General features: G+C 40.6%; 15 protein-coding genes. All 15 read right to left on the bottom strand.

The window, feature by feature from the left end; all coding sequences use genetic code 11:
• Positions 1-9 precede the first annotated feature (9 nt).
• The 15 genes from C4B60_RS19605 to C4B60_RS19540 all read right to left on the bottom strand — a co-directional run bounded on the left by C4B60_RS19605 (position 10) and on the right by C4B60_RS19540 (position 15488).
• Positions 10-309 carry a hypothetical protein gene (locus C4B60_RS19605; protein WP_135122147.1) on the bottom strand — a complete coding sequence of 100 codons (300 nt, stop codon included), beginning with the start codon at positions 307-309 and terminating at the stop codon, positions 10-12.
• A 9-nt stretch (positions 310-318) separates the two neighbouring features.
• Positions 319-495, bottom strand: coding sequence for a hypothetical protein (locus C4B60_RS21565; protein WP_167578710.1), 177 nt, complete (start codon positions 493-495; stop codon positions 319-321).
• Complete coding sequence (locus C4B60_RS19600; protein ID WP_104059655.1) at positions 468-749, bottom strand: hypothetical protein; 282 nt, start codon at positions 747-749, stop codon at positions 468-470. Before C4B60_RS19600 ends, C4B60_RS21565 begins: the two co-directional genes overlap by 28 nt.
• Positions 750-822: 73 nt before the next feature.
• The gene (locus C4B60_RS19595; RefSeq protein WP_104059654.1) at positions 823-2016 is read right to left on the bottom strand and encodes a bifunctional lytic transglycosylase/C40 family peptidase; all 1194 of its coding nucleotides are present in this window, start codon (positions 2014-2016) and stop codon (positions 823-825) included.
• The gene (locus C4B60_RS19590) at positions 2003-2629 is read right to left on the bottom strand and encodes a hypothetical protein (RefSeq protein WP_104059653.1); all 627 of its coding nucleotides are present in this window, start codon (positions 2627-2629) and stop codon (positions 2003-2005) included. The genes C4B60_RS19595 and C4B60_RS19590 overlap by 14 nt, the downstream gene beginning before the upstream one ends.
• A gap of 11 nt (positions 2630-2640) precedes the next feature.
• Positions 2641-5043, bottom strand: a complete 2403-nt coding sequence (locus C4B60_RS19585) for a CD3337/EF1877 family mobilome membrane protein (protein WP_209020117.1) — start codon at positions 5041-5043, stop codon at positions 2641-2643.
• On the bottom strand, positions 5036-5473 hold the full coding sequence (locus C4B60_RS19580; protein WP_104059652.1) for a hypothetical protein: 438 nt from the start codon (positions 5471-5473) through the stop codon (positions 5036-5038). Before C4B60_RS19580 ends, C4B60_RS19585 begins: the two co-directional genes overlap by 8 nt.
• The gene (locus tag C4B60_RS19575; RefSeq protein ID WP_104059651.1) at positions 5470-8043 is read right to left on the bottom strand and encodes an ATP-binding protein; all 2574 of its coding nucleotides are present in this window, start codon (positions 8041-8043) and stop codon (positions 5470-5472) included. Before C4B60_RS19575 ends, C4B60_RS19580 begins: the two co-directional genes overlap by 4 nt.
• Positions 8021-8449, bottom strand: a complete 429-nt coding sequence (locus C4B60_RS19570) for a conjugal transfer protein (RefSeq protein ID WP_104059650.1) — start codon at positions 8447-8449, stop codon at positions 8021-8023. Before C4B60_RS19570 ends, C4B60_RS19575 begins: the two co-directional genes overlap by 23 nt.
• A gap of 3 nt (positions 8450-8452) precedes the next feature.
• Complete coding sequence (locus tag C4B60_RS19565) at positions 8453-8674, bottom strand: hypothetical protein (protein WP_104059649.1); 222 nt, start codon at positions 8672-8674, stop codon at positions 8453-8455.
• Positions 8675-8697: 23 nt separating this feature from the next.
• Positions 8698-9609, bottom strand: coding sequence for a conjugal transfer protein (locus tag C4B60_RS19560; protein ID WP_104059648.1), 912 nt, complete (start codon positions 9607-9609; stop codon positions 8698-8700).
• An 11-nt stretch (positions 9610-9620) separates the two neighbouring features.
• Positions 9621-9956 carry a hypothetical protein gene (locus C4B60_RS19555; RefSeq protein WP_104059647.1) on the bottom strand — a complete coding sequence of 112 codons (336 nt, stop codon included), beginning with the start codon at positions 9954-9956 and terminating at the stop codon, positions 9621-9623.
• 28 nt (positions 9957-9984) lie between these two features.
• On the bottom strand, positions 9985-10875 hold the full coding sequence (locus tag C4B60_RS19550; RefSeq protein ID WP_104059646.1) for a replication-relaxation family protein: 891 nt from the start codon (positions 10873-10875) through the stop codon (positions 9985-9987).
• 11 nt (positions 10876-10886) lie between these two features.
• On the bottom strand, positions 10887-13520 hold the full coding sequence (locus C4B60_RS19545; RefSeq protein ID WP_245154056.1) for a helicase HerA domain-containing protein: 2634 nt from the start codon (positions 13518-13520) through the stop codon (positions 10887-10889).
• Positions 13521-14102: 582 nt separating this feature from the next.
• Positions 14103-15488 (bottom strand): primase C-terminal domain-containing protein, encoded by a 1386-nt coding sequence (locus C4B60_RS19540; RefSeq protein WP_104059645.1) that lies wholly within the window; start codon positions 15486-15488, stop codon positions 14103-14105.
• Positions 15489-15735 lie beyond the last annotated feature (247 nt).

The following is a 15735-nucleotide window of genomic DNA, read 5'->3' as shown; positions in this document are numbered from 1 at the left end:
ACTATTTTGCTACTTTACAAATACGGTCCCGGTACACACAAGAAAAACACTTATTTTTTTCGCATGCACCTTTAATTGTTCTCCTTCTTCCGCACGTTCCATTAACTGAATGGTCTTCAGTAATTCCCTCTTTAAAAACCAATTCCACCGGACATAAAAGGATCGATTCTTATACGAAACGTAACCGCCTTTTACTCTCCCGAAATGACGTTCAGCAAGTTTCATACTAGCTGCAAGCTGCATACGATCTCCCGGGTAGGGAGATCGTTGATTTTTTGGAATGAACTTTGACTTTACCTCAATAACCATAGCGTATCTTCAATTTTTCAGTACCTGATCTGGCTTCCCTTTGATTCTGAACTCATCATCAATCAAGATTTCAGCTCCATTAAGATCCTCATACACAACAAGATTTTTCCCGTTACGAAAAAGAAAATAAAGGAGAACGGCTGCAGCTGCAGCTGCAACTAGAACCAGTAATGTTGTACTATCCAAAGGATCACCACCAATACAAAGACATAGAGTAGGACACGGCCAACGCTTGAGGATTTCGGTTGATAAGCACGTTTTGCATGGTATTCTTTGTGATGCTCATTTCCTTTTCTGAAGCGATTATTGAGGATTTGATAATCCTGATCTCGCAAACGAATTTTCCCTTCTTTTTTGAGCTTTGTTAAACGCCAACTTTCCTTACAAAAAGTAAACTGGTTAATCTCACTGGCGGTAAAATAACGTCGCTTTGTTTCCATTCTCAACCTCCTAGCTGAAGCTAAAAGAAAGGGAAGCGTTAAACTTCCCAAGTCTGTAACATCAAAGAGTAATTTAAAGACGCTTCACACGACCATTAAAATGCTGTAGCCAATACCCTTGTGATAGATCAGCAATTGCTACACCCGTATTCGTTTGGGCTCCTATGAATTTTCCGTCACCCACGTAAATCCCAACATGGCCATCGATCTTGTACGTATCAAAAAATACAAGGTCCCCTGGCTGCATATCATTCGGAGAAACCGGCTGCCCAAGGTGCTTGAGCGTTTCCGTACTGGTAGAAGTAAGAGGACCTAAGTCCATACCTACTTGAGCAAATGCCCAATGAACAAAACTGGAACAGTCGAAACGCCCTGCCGCAATATCAGCTTGATTTCTTCCACCGCCAAAAACATAAACGGAATTGCCGATCCACTGATTACCTACGTCTACAACCTCAACACCTGTGTTTCCACCGGTGCCGCCACCAATGGCCACATAGCCTTCCACATAGGAATCCGCAAAGCCTAACACTTCTTCTACGTACCAATCAGCCCGATTGTAAGCAAAGATGGCATCCCGGATACGTCCATCAGCTGCGCCACTTGCAGCTAAATAGTTTGCTGCAGAATAAATCGCATCTTCTATGTCCCAAGGATCAGCTTTTCCATCACCATTAGCATCAACCCCGTACCCTCCGTATCGTGCAATGACTGCCGGATCCATTTTTTCACCATCAGGGATGTTTCCGGCTCCTAATCCTCCACATGTCGGATGATTCCAACCGGTCCACGTACACGGCATAAATTGCATATGTCCTTCAGCTCCAACAGGGGAAACCATCGGATCAATCGTTGAAAAAACCGTTTCTACTCTGTGATGCGCTGCAATCAAATTCCACGGGACTCCGTATTCTTCTTCAGCTGCTTTGTAAATGGGAATGAAGGCTGCAGGAATTTCATTTGCGCCAATTTCAGAAATTTCACCGCCCCAAAACCCTAAACCACCTTCATAACTGGTTTCCTCTGAAGTAGAAGTGGAAGCCACAATCATGACAAGGGAAACAGCTAAACCAACAGCAATAATGCCTACTGCAGCTACCCCTAAAATCACGGGCCAACCTATACTGATTCCAGCTTTTGCAGCTGCTGCCTTTGCTGCTTTTTTCGCTACCTTTTCCCCTACATGTTTAGCTGCCTTTCCAGTGGCCGACTTCTTAGGGGTGGGTTCCTGTTCATAATCGTTCGGATCATAGTTAGTTTGGGACATTAATTCTCACATCCTCTACTAGCCATTCTCCTTCTCTTTCCCTCAATCCGACTAAATACCAATCCTCTGTATCTGTCTTGCTGCCATCAATGGATTGAGCTTCACCCGTAACCATGACATTCCAACGGACAACAATACTACTAGGATTCACGACTTCTGTCACCTGCGTATCGTTAACCGTTAAAATCGAACGCTCTAACACTTCTCTCCGGCCATCTTCTTTTAATGATCCATATAAAGAATCGGTTATATGTGGTTTTGCCGTTTCAAGATATTCGGTTGGTTCCTCGGCATTATAGGGGTGATAAGCATGAACAAACTCAACAGCTGCTTCTTTTGATTCGGCTAATTGTTCCTCTGTAAAATGCTCGGTTTGATTATATTTGTTGGTTTCATCCTCCAAAGACGCTTCACTTTCAACTTCATCAGAAGAAACAAAAGCCTCGGTTTCTTCAGGTGTTTCCTCTGACTGGTTGACTGTATCGGCTTCTTCGCTTCCAATGCTGCGCAATACATAGGTGGTGGAGAAGCCAATGACGAGGAAGATCACAAGGATGAATAGAAAAAGTTTAATTCGATCACTTTTACTGTTCTCAAAATCCCATCCAAACATGATCTTCCCTCCTATCCTCGTCTTTGGTTAACATCATTCGTTTTATCCGATTTTTTGACGTTATTTCGATTGGTGGTTTCATTTCTTTCTTCCCGATTAACGTTGTTAATCGTGTTCACATTCTCTTTCACATTCTGCTCTCTACGTTTGGTAATATCACGAGAAACATTTTCCGTTTCAGTGAAGCTGTCCTGGACGTTTCGATTGTTCTCTGTCTTGTTATGGTTGCGCTCTGTAACATGATTAACCGTTCTTTCAGTGTTTTCATTGGAGACGTTATTTCGATTAACCGTCTCATTACTATGCTTTTCTTGGCCTTCATTCGTGGTAACGTTCCGGGTCGTCCGATCGACAAGATTAGTTTGGTTGGTGCTTTCATTGGTCTGTTCCCGATTACTAGAATCAGTAGATATATCACGGTCTACATCTTTTTCAAGCGTCCTTCTTTCTGCAAGATTGTTAGTCTGTTTTTCGTTAATTTTATCTTGATGATCTTGGCGATTAACCATATTGATATTGCGTTCGCTCTGTTGCTGGTTAATACTCTCATGATCCTTGCTGTTAGGATGCTCTTTGGAATGTTGCTCTAGGTCTCGTACCGTGTCATTAAGGTCGTTCTTAAAGGTTTCTCGCTCCGCAAGGGGCGCTTTTGCTAATTCGCCTTTTCCCATTCGTCTCTCACGCAAAGAATTAATATGCGTAACATTTGATGGAGCCTCTTTTTTCTCGTCTGTTCGTTCAGTATCTTTACCGTCTTCACGTTTCCGATCCATTAATTTTTCTGAATCAGTAGTAGGGGCATTTTCGACATTCGCCCGATTCTGAACCTTTTTAGCATTATCTTCTTGAGCTTTTACTTTAGCTTCTTCCTCCTGCCCACGATTCATGAGGGCGATGTTAGTTGCATCGGCTTTTGCATGACTGATCTTTTGATTTTTACCTTTTTTCTTATTTACACCTTGGGTCTCCTGATTGACAGAATCGTTTGCAACCTGACGATTAGCCAAAGGCTGATCTCTCATAGAGCTATTTCTATTGGTAAGAAAGTTCTGTCCTTGCCTGACATTGTTCCGGGCATTGTTATATCTCATTCGATAGTTTTGTAGGGTCTGTCCTGTACTGCTTTGAATATTATTAGAAGCTGTTGAAACCATCGAAAACAGGTCTTTCCGTTTAGCCCATATACCAACAAAACAAATGATTTGTAATACCATCATCCCTACATATCCTAAATCTGTACCATCAGCTGCCCGGTAAAGAATAGCCGATACGCCAAAGAGAATGGTTAAAAGCAAGGCAATAGCGATTTTCATCAGCTGCGCATGGATAAGTTTGCTCGCCCATTCAACGGCTGTCTGCTGCCATCGAGGGACTAACGCCATTAACAAAGGAACCGGGGCAAAAAGTGCCAAAACCATGAAAATAATTTGGTATAAGATAATGGATCCAGATATGAGCAATAAAAATATTCCAATGATGGAATTCCCCAAAAATAACAACGGGACAAAAGCAGCTCGATCTGATACTCCACTGGTAGACATCATTGTATTGTTTTGATCTTCAACTTCTATCATTGCTACCCCTTGACGATCTTCAGCATCCGCAATTGGATCAATCGAAAGCAAATCGTTTACTCTATCGCTTTCAACATCAGTCGTACCGTATTGCATTAAAAGGTATGGTTTTTGAACCATGATTTCATGCATTTGATTTCGTATAGATGCAATGCCTTCGTCTTTTGAATAAGAAGCACCAGGAGTCACTATATTCGCTGTAACCGCAAGAATGTTTCCTTGCAGGTCGCTTGACCACTGATTAACGCCCCCTAGTATTTGACTCGCATTGGAGAAAAAACCTAGAGAAAAGACAAAAACGATTAAAGAGGATATCAACCCTCCCCATGCTCTGCTGCTTTCTCTTTTAACCATTCCTACATAAGCTGCCCAAGCACCAACTAAGCAAATGATAAATGTAATAAGCAACGGCCAAAGACCATTTCCCATAAATCCACCTTGGCCAAAACCGGCAATGTTTTGAATGGCTGCGCCTATTTCATCGACTACACCGGATACAAAATCTAATTCAAACGCTTCTTGAACAATAAGCATTGTAAAGTTGGCTAATAGAACGTTCATTTGCCACATGGCATTAACCATTTCCATTAATGCAACATACAGTTCGTTCCCAATCCCCTCTGCCCAATTCCAAGGAAGCCAATCACCTGAAGTATCTACATAAGTATCTAACTTGTAATGGTGCTGTGGGTATTCGTTATACGTTAATTCGACTTCTCCAACCGTGCTTCCCTCTCGATCTTGGGGAACTAAGTTGTCTTGAATATTTGCAGATGCCGGAATGTGCATAGACAATACTAGGACCATTGCAATGAGCAAAGTACGTCCTATTTTAGTCATCTTCATGCAACTCCCTTAAAACCGTTCCATCTAGCCCCTCAACTAAGGTATCAAAGTTTTTAAGGTTAAGAAGTTGAGTTCGTTTCCATCCCTCGTCTGTTCTTCTGATCTCCATAGTTTGAGTTCTGCCCTCATTACTAACGGGATCAGTAAATTTAATTTCGTAAAAGTATTTATCATCTGAAGCTTTCCATTCTTCCAGTCTATAATTTTGTAGTTCCTCATCATTTTGAGGACCTTCTGATAGATCCAAAGCCTCTGATGGGTTTTGAAGCAATTCAGCTCTTGTGGCCTGATCTCTTTGAATCATGGCATTTGCCCATTCTATTGGAATATCAGAAGGAGTTTGACCATTGATTTCATCGTTTCCGCAAGCAGCTGCAACAAAAAGAAGGACGGAAAAAGATATAAGGGTTATTAATTTTTTCATACATACACCCCCGATCGTGCTGTTTCTGGTTCTTCTTCGATTAAATCATCCACTTCTCCATCTGGAACAATTTCTTCCTCTGAAACTTCTAACCTCTCTGCAGGAGGACGGGAATCAAATGCATCGAATAAGTCTTTAAATAAAGCATTAATGGAAACAACCCCGACACGACCGGTTATATCTTGGAATAAACATTGGCCATTTTGAAGTTCTCGCAAGGTAGAAGCGTTATATTCGGTATGCTTCAGATTTAACAGAGAAAGGACATTTTCGATTTCTTTAGGATCGGTGCTTCTAAAAGCAAATTTCATCCCGATATTATTTTTCATTTTTTCGTCTAGTAGATCATCCGCATTTTGAGTAACAAAATAAATACCTGCGTTCATGGCTCGACCGGCACGAACAAGACGGGTCGCTAAATGGCTTCCCTGGCTAGTGTTAAGGACAGCCCAAGCTTCATCCAGTAAAACCGTTTTAAAGATGCTACGGTCGCTATGGATAAACTTTAAGGCGAAAGATGAGATAGGGAGCATCATGGCCACAGAAAGCATTTCAGATAAGTTATATTTATCCGGGTCTGTGTCCGGAGCTGGCAATTCAAGATTTTGAATCTGCAGCACGTTTAAGGCATTATCAAGGCTGATAGAAGATTGTTTTTCTCCGTCTCCAAACAAAAGCTGCGCAAAAGATAGTTCACTAAAGGACCGGATATGTTCGCCAAGCTGCTTGGAAACCGTATCGTCACTTTCAACTAAATACTCAAGAACCTTTGTTAAACAAGGCTTTTCTCCCTCTGCGACTTCACGTACAGCTTTCGTTAATTTAGGGAACCGTTCTGAATCACCTAAACGAACACCTGTTAAAAAGGTCAAAATATCAAGAGCTAATGTTTCGGCTTCTTTCACATCCTGATGGATAGCAAAAGGATCCAAACGCCCACGATCTGCCTCTTGTGTGGAAAGGGATACAATGTTGATTTCTTCCTTTAATTCGTATAGATCGTCACCCCAATTCCCACGCTCTCCTTTAGGGTCAACTACAAGAGCTTTACCACCTGAAAGAACCGAAAGGTATGTGATAAGGTTTGCGGTGAAGGATTTACCCCCACCTAGAGAACCAAGAAAGGCTGCAGATAAAGCATTGGTTTTCGTTCCTCGAATCCCTTGCGCTGCCCGGTTCGGCATAATGTAAACAGGTTGATCTAAAACACCAGTAGAACCGATAAAGAAACCTTCTCCATCACCTAATTGTTTTGTTGCTCCGAACATTCCTCCGGCTACTGTGGCCGGTTCCATGAAATGCACATAATCTTTCACATACCTTTTGGCTCCGGGAAGAAACTCATTAAAGGCTAACCATTGGTCTCCATAAGGCTGTTCTACCTGAAACATCATATCTTGGTACATATCCTTGACGGTATCACACCTACGTTTCAACTCATCTTCATCCTCTGCCGATACCGCAAGCACGATAGAGGTTTTAATTAACGGCATTCTAGACTTTTGCAAATGAGCTTCCAATTCATGCGCTTCTTGTTTTCCAGATAAAACATTCAAATTCGTTTCATTTCCGGTTTCCTGTGCATGGCGATCTTGATCTTTTAATTCTTTTCGCTTATTTCGAACAGCATTTAACGCTTTGCGATTATCCATTGTTTCAGTGCGGATACTAACTTCCACGGGAAAATCAAGATTTTGAATGATATATAACCACTCTTCTCCCGGAAACTCAATTTCATATGGAACGTTTGCAACGGTAAGAAAAGCAACATGACCTTCTACTTCATCACCCTCATACATCTGCTTTAGAACCAAGCTTCTTTTAGGCGAATCATCTACGAATCCCTCCGTTAAACGTAGAACGTCATGATACAAGGGTCTTCGCACCAATACTTCATTATCTTCAAACTCTTTATAATCAACGGAATAGGCCGGGCTCCAATTTTTAAGAATTGGAGCCTTCCCTATTCCTCGATACCAATTGCGACGGATCAGCCATTGAATGGCTTCTTCATTTACTGGATCAGCTTTTATACGAGAATGGACTTTATTGAAAATTCGTCTTTCGCTTCTTCTATAACGCTCTATTTCTTCTTCTAATATCTCCGGAGTATCTAGCCCACTTGCGGTATTAACGCCCCCTATAAACTCTTTCCATGCTTCTTTTAAATCCTTAAAGAACGAATTGTTTTTGTTCTTGTTTTCCGGTTTTGGGAGTTTAACACCTAGAAAGAAACGATACTCCGTACCTTCTTTACCAAGAATATTTTCAAGCTGCATGGCAGCATCATCAGTATGTTTCACAGCTGCATCCTTCAAGGGTCCACTCAATTTTTCTTTAAACCGTTCATGCTTTTCTTCTATAGATTGAAAATTCGGAACAACAAGCATATGAGTTTCTAAATTGATTTGCCAAAAGAAGGCTTTGATTTTGGTGAAAATGTAGTCTTTTTCGTCATCTGCTAGAAAATCATAGTTGTAACCGGCTAGTTGATAATATGCCCAACAGGATCCATCTTCAGAAAAGATTAAATTCCCTTCAAAATAGTTAATCGGAAATTCTATGTTCATCAGGTTTCCTCCTTTCATGGTAGCTCAACTGGCGATAGCCAACCTTACCAGTGTATTGATAAGGTTTTTTTACGTCTGACACTTCTTTATAACGATTTCTATAATTCGGAGACAGATGAAATTGAACAACACTTACTAAAAAACGATGCGGCTCTTTCCCATCTAATAATTGTTTGGTGAAAAACCATGCGAATAATCCCGGCAAAAAGATGTATTCAATTAAAGCTAAATCTATTAGACTTAAAGGTGGGAAGTGATTCAGCATCCAAACTAGAATTATGCCTCCCGCAAAGAATCCTAATTGCCGATACGATAAGGGTATCGGCAATGGGATGTCTTGAATACCGTACAAAACCTTCTCTACTTTCCAAACACTATTGTAAGTTCGCAATATCTTCGGCTTCATAATTTACCCCCCAAATACTGTTGACCACAATCTTTCTCCAAGTCCTACCACGTTATCAGGCGAGAATACAAACACTCCGACAATCATTGAAAATACAGCAAAACCGACAAATTTAGAAAACTCTCTTTTCATCAAGAAATAGATCGCAACTGCCCCGATAACCACTAACAATAACGCTCCAATTTGTACGCCAAACCAAGATTGAATATTTTCTCCAAAGTTCATAATTTTTTCTCTCCTTTTTAGTGTTATTTGTTTTTAATATCCCGTACAATCCAACGGCCATCTTCTTTAAAAATCCTTAATTCATATGGATAAGCCATTGATGCTTTTGTATGTTTTTCTTCAAAACCAATCAGGGTTTCGACTAAAAATTCTTCGTTCGTTTCGCCTTGTTTAACCACGACTTTTTGCACTTCTTTAAACGTCAATGCTCCGTCCATTGTTTGAAGATCATTGCTTTCAGTGTAATAAGACAATTCATTTTGTTCACCATTCGCATAAACTCTGAAAAATGTGTTCAAAAACCCTTCTACTTCTGAGTGCAACGCTGAATCGTTAACCCTTCCTTTATCATCTATCGAACTTTCGGCTGCTAGTTCCGGTTTTTCCGGAGCAGGGACAATATAAGGAGTTTGATTGACGACAAAAGATTGGCCATCTGTTTTTACTGGTACAGCAAAATATTTTTCATAGGGTCCTGCTTTTTCTTTGCCTTTTCTTAAGTCTTGCAACACACGTAAGGTAATAACCGCACTATCATTTCCTGTTTCTTCAACGCTCCAAATTTGCGTTTTGTTTATCCTGCTATCCCATTCCATGCCCTCAAATCCCAATCCAGCGTGAGAGTCTAATCCTGCAGCAAGGTACTCCGAAAGCCTATCTACCCGATCTTCCTTCCCTTCGTCTGTATTCTCCCAAATGAAGTAATTTTCAGCGAAATTTTGAGCAAAAGTCTGAGCGCCTACTCCGGTAGCATGATTGGTGCCTTCTTCTTCAACAACCGTTTCTTCATCTGCAGCTGCGCTGCCTTCAGTAGCATTGGCAACTCGGATAATCGAAACGACTGATAGGAACAATGCCAATGAAAATACGGTCCAAAAAGCTCCTTTGAAAACCTTTTTCCTGAATACGGTTTTTGGATATTCACGCTTCTTCATTTTTTACCTCCTTACTTCATCATTTCGTTCACGGCTTGCTTACGCCGATCTTTCTTCCGGGATTCTTCCCCGATGGCCCATACACCGATGCAAACAGCTGCAAATAGCCCAAGAGTAGCCCAAACACCATGCTCTGCATAAAAGACCTTGATCCACGCTAAAACATCATCAGCAGCTGCAGCAAAAGGAGAGAAACGATCGTATGCAAACTGAAAGGCAAAATAACCGGCTACAACGATCAAAGCGAAAATAACGAGAGTCACAATCAATCTTCTAAAAAAACCATGAAACATATCCTTAATGCCGCTATCAGTAGACGACGATCCTCGTTTCACCTTATAGCCCAAATTTTCACCCCCTTTCAAAATGCGTTCATTACTCGATGCGACTATGGAGTCTATATAGTCGGTTCGGTTCGCTTGAATGAGCTGCTTTCCATATCTCTCCGTATGGGTCTTCACACAATTCTTTATAGGTAGTAAATAACAAAGCTCCACCGATCTTTTCGATCTCTCGTGCATCAGCTTTTTTTGCATTTTCCATCAGTTTGTTTCGTTCGGTCTCATTGTTTGAGACAAACAAAATTCTTACCACTTTAATCGAATCTCCGAAAATAACATCTTCCGCAAAATGTTTTTTCCTGACATACTCGTTAAATCGTCTAACCTTATTCAACGTGACGTCTATCCGTTGTCTGCTTCGTTCCAATTCAACAAAATATAAGAACTGTACTTTTGTCTCTTTCAATTCTCTTTCCAGTACAAACGCCCCGTCCGGACGAATGACTGTAGCAGCTGATTGTCTACTTTTTCCTAACGTATCTTTGGTTACTTCACCATAATTTCGAAACGCCCGTCTTTCGGAAAAATATTCTTTAAAAGTGACTGATTCATCTTGTTTGGTTGCATAAGTTGAAAGAATATGTGACATGCGTAATGAATGAAAAACATAAGTAGGCGTACGCTGCGCCCACCTTGTATCCCAATCAGCATCTCCAAGTATCTCTTTGACTTCCTGAACACCTTTTGAATCCAATGTATAAACTAAGCGATCACCGCCTCGTACAGTTGCTTTTGCAACTGGAAAGGACTTTATATACCCTTCTGATTCCAACGCTCTCATTTGCCTTGATATCCAATATCTGCTGTATGGCTTTCCATCAGGATGTACATACAGATATTTTTCTAAATACTCTACATCCACAAACACCAGGTCATGTAATGCAACAAATAATCCTTCTTCGATCTCGCCAATTCTTTTTGGCATTTAAAATCCCCCTAAACCAAGAAATCATCAATAGACATGTCTTCTTCACGCTTCTTTTTCTCATCTTTCTCGTCCTCCCTGAAAGATTCTTCAGAATCTTGACACGTGACTTCAGCTGCATGATGCTCCTGTTTTTCTTTAAATTCTTCTACATCAATCGGAAAAAAATCTTCTTCCTTACTTTCATTTGTTGCTGAATGTTCCTCATCATCTGATGGATCTAATGAAGCAGCTGCTTCATCAAAAAAAGAATCGACAGCTTGATCTACGTGAGGTTTATCCTGGTCAGCAGCAACCGGTCCTTCAATATCTTCGGTTGAATCAATTTCAGGATCATCAAAATAAGCATCATTTTCTTGAACTTCAGCTTCCTTTTTCTGTGATTCAGCCACTGAAAGGCTCGAAATGGCTTGTTCTTCAAGTTGAATCGCTTCAGAAACCGTTTTTTCCTTGATGGAAGGAATAGCATCTTGAAATGCAGCCGGTCCTGGCTCTTTCATCCGGACTAAAAATGGTCTCGATCTTTCATTTCCTGCTTGCATCCTTACATAAGCGTGATAGGGTTCTACATTCAAAAAATCATTTTCCGTTAACACTTCAGATGGCAATGATTTATTGACCAATTGAGCATCTTCATAATTTCCTAACCGGAAAGAAACAAAAGTCCCAAAATTCCGAAAAATCGAGTCAGACACGTTCATTGGCACCTGACCTTTTAACCCCTGCATCCCTAATACAATAGATGTTCGATATTTCCGTAATTCAGATGAAAAAGATTCAATGGCATCTGTACTGTGTTCCATAAAGGTTGGCGACTCATCCACTATCACCACATGGTAAGGCAGCTTATGACGTTCAGAAGCTGGCGTATCAGCTCTGCTTTTACCGGCAAGCTCACAATAAGTAAGACACATGGAGCCAATCAGCTTCTTTTCATCACTTGTTAATTCGGATAAATCTAATAGGTTGATCCTTCCCTGATCCATACTCTCTCTAAAACGTAACCCGTTTGTTTTGGCACGAAGCATTTTCCCCATAACACCGGACAACGTTATTTTTCGAAGTTTGTTTAGTGTTGAATTGGTTTTTTGCTGTAATTCACGATCCTTCAGCTCATGAAGATTAGCAAAATATAAATATAAATCATTTTCTATGGGGTCTTGCCGGTCTAATCGTTCTAGGACACTTTCACGGTAGTCAATATCGCTCAATAACCGTTGTAGATTCGGCAAACTCGCCTCACCTATTCGCTGTAATGCAATACCACCATTCAAAAAGTTATCATCAATATTCGGACCCCAAAAATCCTTCCACGTTCGCTTTAGAACATCGGCCACAGTCTGAGCAATTTTATCTTCACTGGTCGCAAAATCAACATCATAAACATTAAAAGGCATCTCGCCTTCTGAAAACTTGAAATACCGAACTAAATGCTGTTTTTTCGGGGGGATTCGTGCGGCAATGTCTTGGCATAAATCACCGTGAGGATCAATGACCGTTACCCCAATCGACTCACCAGCTCCATCTAATTGCAGTAAATCCTCGACTAAGTTATACATGGCGGTTGATTTCCCCATACCTGACATGCCAATAAAAGCTGCATGATAACGCAAAGTCGCTAAATCAAACATCACCTTATTGTTCTGACCATGGTAATAATGCTCACCCAATGGAATAGCAAATGCCGGATCAAACTGAGCATGTTTTACTTCTTTTGGGATAGGTGTTGACCGCATTTTTAATCGGTTTAACTTATTATTTTGGACTCGCTCACTCGGCAGCCGCATGATAGCAGCCATTTCTTCTGTGCCAAGAACAATCCTTTTTTTCATGCGCTCCATAGAAAAGATACGTTTTTTGAATTCCCAACGAAAAAGAGGACGGAATGTGCGAAACCACCACCACTCCCGACCTCTTAAACGATTCAAACGGCCACTGGAGAATGTCCCGATGGATCCCTTTGCACTTTTTATTAACTCTTTAGAATCTAATGGATCCTTGCCAAACGCCACAACGCGTATATTCATCCTTGATAACATTCTTGTGGACTTCCCTTCAATCGCTGATAAATAAAGCTCATTATCTTTATCAAGCGTTTCATCATAATCCCCTTCTCGATGAAATTGTCGGAATATCCCTCTAAAACTTCGTTCAGTTCTGTAAGCTGTATTTAACAGGAATTGCATATGAACTTCCTGGCCATCTTCTAACCCGTCTAAAAACTCAATCAATTCAGCTTGCGTATCAACCACTTCATTGTGGTATGTCTTAATAGGAATGGTCCAATGGGATTCGGTGAAAAGCTTAGTCCCTGCATGTGGACGAGAAAAATCAATGTTAGGATCCTCGACCTCTACAATCTCCACTTGCGGATGCTCTGAATAGTACTTGCTTTTAAACACCTTTCCTATATGCTCATTTGGCACCCATACAAAATAGCGTATATCATCTTTAGTCGCTACAACTTCCCAACTGATCCATTCATCTTTGAATAATCTTCTATACCAAGGTCGATCCAAAAAGTTCAACATTGTCGCCCAGGCTGTCTCATCTTTAAAATATAAAATCTTCGAATCCATCGTTGTTTTCAACTCATAAACTCTACCTTCTTTCGGAATCAAAAACGGCAAAAAATGATACCTCATCCTCTCACCCTCCCCCGAAAAACCATTCTCAATTAATACAATCAATTTTCAACTACACTAAAACCCAAACCCACACTCTCCCCGATCCACCACTACACAACCTATCCCCAATCCAACAAAACTTCTACTACCTAACCAAACTCCAACCTCTATCTTCTACTTCTACTCTCTCTACTTCTACTTACCTTCTACTCTCTCTCTACTCTTTCAATCCACAACTCACTCACACACACTACTCACTCTCTATACTCACTCACTACTCTACTCTCTCCACACTCTCTAACACTTCACCACCACCAACACCCACACACTCACATATCTCATTTGATCGGGTAAGTGGATTATATAGCTAAGGTCCTGCTAAATGGTCACGGAACAGAAGTATGGAGAGCCGTGACCATTTAGCAGGACCGGGCGGCATATTCCACGTATCTACACTTGTATTAGGTGTTGGTGGTGGTGAAGCTATCATTTACAACTTCTTTTACTACATCAGTTACAATACAAGCCTACCATATATGGAAATATAATCAAGGGTATTTACCTAAATATTCTAAATTTTACAAAAGGGAAATATGTATATTAAGGTATATCACCAAGAGACGAAGAACAAATAACACCCCCAAAAAAGCCATCACCAGGAGTAAAAAAACGGTCAAAGATAAGGGATAAATAAATCCCACCCACCACCAGATCTATAAATGTATTTGAATTGAGCCCATTATTTTTCGGCTTATCTTTTCGTTTAAATGGAACAACCTTTGAGTTCTTTTTAAGGGTTAAAATGGTAACAGCAGCCCTTCCTTTCCCTTTAACGTCTTTTATAATCATTCCAATTTGGATTAAATGATCAACAATTTTTTTAAACGTAGAATAAGGAATGGAGACCGTATCATCTGAAGACGATTTGATTGCTTGAGCAATCGATCGTTGAGCAGCACAAACTTGGCCACCTTGTTGTTTTAGGTAGCGAAGGACATCTTTCTCCCATTCATCAAAATGACTATATTTTCGTTCCTCCCTTGATTTAGCATCTTCCCAAACTTGATATGTAAAGGTCATACCCGATAAGGTTCGAATCCAGTAAGCCGATGGTCCAGGTGGAGCATCCTTTTTAAAGGCACTTTTTACTTTGCGTTTCACATCCAACTGGCTCATGGCTGGATCATTCTTTTGGTTCCAATCATGCAAGCGGTGTTCAGTTTCTCTTTCAGTAAAACCTGCTGCTTTAAAGGCTAAAGCAAGGGTATAGCATGTGTTATCCCTCTGCCCTTTAGAAACACCTTTTAGGAGCTTTTGAACGGCTGCGTGATGCAAAAGGTTCGCAACATCAACACAAACGGCTTTTCTCTCTTCAATTTGTTCTTCAATATGTATAGAAAACCAATCACATAAATCGTCAAATGAAACGCGAATCTCGCTTTGATAGAGAGTATTTTCATTTGTGGGCATACGAAACCATCGCTCTGCCCCGACAGCTTGTGGATCCCCTTGAATAACTTCTGCGATGGTTTGTTGAATACGTTTATAGTGGTCCGTTACTTTCGGCAAGGCTCTTTTCGCTTGGTTAAAATACCAATACACGTGAAATCCTCCTGAAGGAGTAGAAACAACTAGGGAGGGTCCTGGAAGACCTGCAGCTGTTATCGCATCTAGTACATCCGGTAAAATTAATCCTTGATTTTGAGCATTCTTTACATCAATATCGATGACCATGGCATTAAGCCAGCGTAAAGCTCCTGCATGGCGCTGATCTCTTCGATAAAAAGTGTTAGGCGTGTAATAGGTAAACGCTTCTAATGCTCCGTATAAAGAATGATAGGTTCGAAGAGATTTAGGTTTTTCATGAAACTCGTTACAAACAAATATCCAACCAAGATGGCTGCTGTAGCCTGTTTGCTGCTTTTCAGACTGAACCTTTGGTGTTTCTGTTAATTGATCCTTATATATAGCCCGATAAACGTTCATTACTCTTCCCCTTTCGACACAAAAAAGATCGCTACAAGCTTATGCTCATAGCGATCTATACCTTTTGCTCTAATAGGGAATTTCACAATTTGCTAGAAATTGTCTAGCAAAAATAATTGTAAAAACCATTCACATAATATATGATTTATTGTACATATAATTATATGAATTAATCATGATGTTGACAGCATCATGATTGACCTATTAAAGCTAGTTTGGTTGACTGCCAGGAGCTAGCTTGTTTTGA

Source organism: Jeotgalibacillus proteolyticus, from assembly GCF_002926065.1.
In the GTDB taxonomy this organism is placed as follows: Bacteria; Bacillota; Bacilli; order Bacillales; family Jeotgalibacillaceae; genus Jeotgalibacillus; species Jeotgalibacillus proteolyticus.
The sequence above is the reverse complement of the archived record's forward strand: the minus strand, read 5'-3'. Positions and strand labels throughout refer to the sequence as shown.

Excerpts from the sequence above, each read along its gene's own strand:
- C4B60_RS19595 (WP_104059654.1), bottom strand. The coding sequence starts at position 2,016 with ATGTCCCAAACTAACTATGATCCGAACGATTATGAACAGGAACCCACC.
- C4B60_RS19605 (WP_135122147.1), bottom strand. The coding sequence starts at position 309 with ATGGTTATTGAGGTAAAGTCAAAGTTCATTCCAAAAAATCAACGATCT.
- C4B60_RS19540 (WP_104059645.1), bottom strand. The coding sequence starts at position 15,488 with ATGAACGTTTATCGGGCTATATATAAGGATCAATTAACAGAAACACCA.
- C4B60_RS19565 (WP_104059649.1), bottom strand. The coding sequence starts at position 8,674 with ATGAACTTTGGAGAAAATATTCAATCTTGGTTTGGCGTACAAATTGGA.
- C4B60_RS19580 (WP_104059652.1), bottom strand. The coding sequence starts at position 5,473 with ATGAAAAAATTAATAACCCTTATATCTTTTTCCGTCCTTCTTTTTGTT.
- C4B60_RS19545 (WP_245154056.1), bottom strand. The coding sequence starts at position 13,520 with ATGAGGTATCATTTTTTGCCGTTTTTGATTCCGAAAGAAGGTAGAGTT.
- C4B60_RS19570 (WP_104059650.1), bottom strand. The coding sequence starts at position 8,449 with ATGAAGCCGAAGATATTGCGAACTTACAATAGTGTTTGGAAAGTAGAG.
- C4B60_RS19560 (WP_104059648.1), bottom strand. The coding sequence starts at position 9,609 with ATGAAGAAGCGTGAATATCCAAAAACCGTATTCAGGAAAAAGGTTTTC.
- C4B60_RS19590 (WP_104059653.1), bottom strand. The coding sequence starts at position 2,629 with ATGTTTGGATGGGATTTTGAGAACAGTAAAAGTGATCGAATTAAACTT.
- C4B60_RS19585 (WP_209020117.1), bottom strand. The coding sequence starts at position 5,043 with ATGACTAAAATAGGACGTACTTTGCTCATTGCAATGGTCCTAGTATTG.
- C4B60_RS19550 (WP_104059646.1), bottom strand. The coding sequence starts at position 10,875 with ATGCCAAAAAGAATTGGCGAGATCGAAGAAGGATTATTTGTTGCATTA.
- C4B60_RS19575 (WP_104059651.1), bottom strand. The coding sequence starts at position 8,043 with ATGAACATAGAATTTCCGATTAACTATTTTGAAGGGAATTTAATCTTT.
- C4B60_RS19600 (WP_104059655.1), bottom strand. The coding sequence starts at position 749 with ATGGAAACAAAGCGACGTTATTTTACCGCCAGTGAGATTAACCAGTTT.